The 3,581-nt window shown below is 71.9% G+C and carries 3 protein-coding genes and 3 tRNA genes; 2 read left to right on the top strand and 4 right to left on the bottom strand.

What is annotated here, in order from left to right; all coding sequences use genetic code 11:
• The 4 genes from V7793_RS35245 to V7793_RS35230 form a co-directional block, all read right to left on the bottom strand.
• On the bottom strand, window positions 1–758 hold a 758-nt coding region (locus V7793_RS35245; RefSeq protein ID WP_336013764.1), incomplete at its 3' end, for a response regulator transcription factor.
• A 149-nt stretch (window positions 759–907) separates the two neighbouring features.
• Window positions 908–981 (bottom strand) — tRNA-Met (locus V7793_RS35240).
• Window positions 982–1,007: 26 nt separating this feature from the next.
• A tRNA-Arg gene (locus tag V7793_RS35235) sits at window positions 1,008–1,080 on the bottom strand.
• Between the two features lie 287 nt (window positions 1,081–1,367).
• Window positions 1,368–1,458: transfer RNA gene (locus V7793_RS35230), tRNA-Ser, on the bottom strand.
• A 226-nt stretch (window positions 1,459–1,684) separates the two neighbouring features.
• Here V7793_RS35230 and V7793_RS35225 point away from each other — a divergent pair.
• A complete protein-coding gene (locus V7793_RS35225; RefSeq protein ID WP_336013763.1) occupies window positions 1,685–2,164 on the top strand; it encodes an SSI family serine proteinase inhibitor in 480 nt (159 codons plus the stop codon).
• 191 nt (window positions 2,165–2,355) lie between these two features.
• The coding region (locus V7793_RS35220) for a PAS domain-containing protein (RefSeq protein ID WP_336013762.1) at window positions 2,356–3,581 on the top strand (1,226 nt) is incomplete at its 3' end.

Below are 3,581 nucleotides of genomic sequence, written 5' to 3'. Positions count from 1 at the left end.
GCCGCCGTGGCCGGCTTGATGAGGTAGCCGACGCCGCGCCGCGTGTGGATCATCGGCGGGCGCCCGGCGTCGATCTTCCGCCGCAGGTAGGAGATGTAGAGCTCCACGACGTTGGCCTGGCCGCCGAAGTCGTAGGACCAGACCCGGTCGAGGATCTGCGGCTTGCTCAGCACGCGCCGCGGGTTGCGCATGAGGAAGCGCAGCAGTTCGAACTCGGTGGCGGTGAGGTGGATGTCCGTGCCGCCGCGGGAGACCTCGTGGCTGTCCTCGTCGAGGACCAGGTCGCCCACGGTGAGGACGGAGCCGGGGCGCGGCGCGACGGCGCGGGCCCGGCGCAGCAGCCCGCGCAGCCGGGCGACGACCTCCTCCAGGCTGAAGGGCTTGGTGACGTAGTCGTCGCCGCCGGCGGTGAGGCCGGCGATGCGGTCCTCGACGGCGTCCTTGGCGGTGAGGAAGAGCACCGGCACCTCGGCGCGTTCGCGGCGCAGCCGCCCCAGCACGGTCAGCCCGTCCATGTCGGGCAGCATCACGTCGAGGACGACGGCGTCCGGCCGGAAGTCCCGCGCGACGCGCACGGCCTCGGCGCCGCCGGACGCGGTGCGCACGTCCCAGCCCTCGTAGCGCAGGGCGAGCCGGAGCAGCTCGGCCAGCGGGTCCTCGTCGTCCACGACGAGGACCCTGATGGGGCCGCCGTCGTCCCGCAGGAGGGGGGCGGGGGCCGCAGGGGCTGCTGGGGTGAGGGAGGGGTCGGCCGTCATGGGACGAGGGTGCGAGCGGCGCGTGAGAGGCGTCTTTTGGCTCTCTGTGATTCTCCTGAGAATCGCGCGCGCTTCCGCCCCGAACGGGACGGAAGGGCTCCGGATACGCCGAAGGCCCGGTACCTGAGGTACCGGGCCTTCGGTCTTAGTAGCGGGGACAGGATTTGAACCTGCGACCTCTGGGTTATGAGCCCAGCGAGCTACCGAGCTGCTCCACCCCGCGACGAACGGGAGAAATACTCCCGTCAGTGCGCTCGGCAGGATTCGAACCTGCAACCTCTTGATCCGTAGTCAAGTGCTCTATCCGTTAAGCTACGAGCGCTCGGCTTCCCAGCGTTTTCTTGCCGGTCGGCGTTGCGTGGACAACATTACATGAACTCCGCCGCCACGCGAAATCCATTCCCCGCACCCGCTCCGGCCTGCGAAAACGTCCTCGTGGAGCGCTTCCGGAACGGCCCCGGAGCGGCCCCGGCGGCCCCCTGCGGACAAGATCGCCCGGCAGCGCCGCCCGGCGACCCCGACGCCATCGCCCGGCAGCACTCGGCACACACACCCCGGCAACGCGAAAGCCCCGGCCGTCTCAAGGACGACCGGGGCTTCCGGTTACTGCGGAGGCGGAGGGATTTGAACCCTCGATGGGATTTAAGTCCCAAACCGCATTAGCAGTGCGGCGCCATAGACCGGACTAGGCGACGCCTCCAGCCCACCCACGCAGGCGCGAGTGGTGCGATGCAGATGATGGCACAACCTGGCGGCCGCTCACCAATCGCACCCCTACGGTACCGGGCTTTCACCGGGCGGGGCAAAGACGTTTTCCGGAGCGCAACGCGTTGCCGCCCGGCGCGTTAGACGGGTGAAGGGATCGGCCGGGCCCTGCGCGCCCCCCGTTTCCGCCTCGCCCGCCCCTCCGGACCCTGGAGTCCCGCATGCTGCTCCGCCGCCTCGCCCTCGCCGCCGCCGCGCTCGCTCCGGCGGCGCTGCTCTCCCTCCCGTCCGCCTCGGCCGCCGGGCTCCCCATGCCCCCGGCCAACCCCGAGAGCAACGACCACCTCACGGTGACCGTCAGCGACACCGGGAAGTTCGGCACCGGCGTCGCGGGCGTACGGAGCTACGACCTGTACTGCCACCCGTCCGGAGGCACGCACCCGCGTGTCAGAGAGGCGTGCGGCCAGATCGACGGGCAGACGACCTGGGGCAAGGATCCGTTCGCCCCCGTTCCCAAGGACTCGGTGTGCACGATGATCTACGGCGGACCGCAGCGCGCCACGGTCACCGGCCGCTGGGCCGGCCGCCCCGTGAAGGCCGAGTTCACGCGGAAGAACGGGTGCGAGATCGACCGCTGGGACCGTTTCTCCAGCCTGCTCGGCACGCCCGCGGGTACCCCCCACGTCCACCACAAGGGCTGACACGTAAGACATGTCGGGCCTGCGGCAGGACGCCCCACGGCGCCCGTCCGGCGCGCCTCGCCGCACGCCTCGTCCGCCGCCGCGCCCGCCCCGGCAGCCCGTAGACTGCGCTCCAGTGACACGCCACGGCGCGGCGGAACGCCCGCCCGGCAGGGTCGGCAAGGTGCGGTAACCAGGGAGGAAGCGTCGTCGTGAGCAGCAGGCCATCCCGAGGCGCTGCTCGCCTCGCAGCCATACTCGACGCCCTCCCCGACGCCCTGTTGCTCGTCAATTGCAACGGCACGGTCGTCAACGCCAACCACATAGCTCTCGAAACCTTCGAGGTTCCCGGCACGGGGCTCGTCGGGCGCGGGCTGCTCTCCCTGCTGCCCGACTTCGACTCGCGCCGCATCCCCGGCTCCATGCGCCTGCCCGACAGCGACGACGGCCGCACCAAGCCGACGCGCATGATCGCCCGGCGCACGGACGGTTCGGAGTTCCCCGTCGAGGTGACGAGTGCGAACCTGGAGGACGGCCGCACCCCGTACGCCGACCACCAGCCCTACACGGGGGACGAGCTGCTCATGCTCGTCGTCCGCGACCTGACCGGCACGCTCGACACCGAGGCCGAACTGGCCCGGCAGCAGCGGCAGACCGAGATGATCCTGCGGGCCGCCGCGGAGGGCGTCGTCGGCGTCGACACCGCCGGCAAGGTCGTGCTGGTCAACCCGTCCGCCGCGCAGATCCTCGGCTACCGCGCCAGCGACCTCGGCGGCCGCGAGCTCCACCCGCTGATCCACCACTCCCGGCCGGACGGCACGCCGTTCCCGTACGAGGAGTCCCCGATCGCCGACACGCTGCGCTCCGGGCGCAAGCACCGGGTGCGCGGGCAGGCGCTGTGGGCCAAGGACGGCCGGGCGGTTCCCGTCGACCTCACCACGGCGCCCGTGCGCGACGGCGACCAGCTCGTCGGCGCGGTGATGACCTTCACCGACCGCCGGGCGTACGACGCGCTCGCCGCGCGCCACGCCCAGCTGCAGGCCGTCCTGCAGGAGTCCCTGCGCGGCCCGCTGGAGCAACTGCGCGCCGAGCTCGGCACCCTGGCCGCCGACCCGGCCGGCCAGCTGTGGCCCGAGGCCAACCAGATCCTGCACCACCTGTCCGCCGGATACGCCCGGATGACGACCCTTATCGACAATGTCCTCGCATATCAGGACCTGGACTCCGGCGAGGCCAAGCTGGAGCGGGAGACCGTTCCGCTCGACGAGGTCGTGGCCGCGGGCGTCGACGGGGCGGTCGAGCTGATCGGCCCCGGGCGGGCGCAGTTCGCCGTGCACGCGCCCGCCATCGAGGCCGAGGTCGACCCCGGGCGGTTCGCCCAGGCGCTGGCGCACCTGATCGCGGACGTCGCGGGCGTCGACGCCACGGGCAACGCGCC

Origin of the sequence: Streptomyces sp. KLMMK (genome assembly GCF_036961605.1) — a bacterium.
In the GTDB taxonomy this organism is placed as follows: domain Bacteria; phylum Actinomycetota; class Actinomycetes; order Streptomycetales; family Streptomycetaceae; genus Streptomyces; species Streptomyces telluris.
Note: the sequence above shows the minus strand (reverse complement) of the source record. Positions and strands in the feature narration are given on the sequence as shown.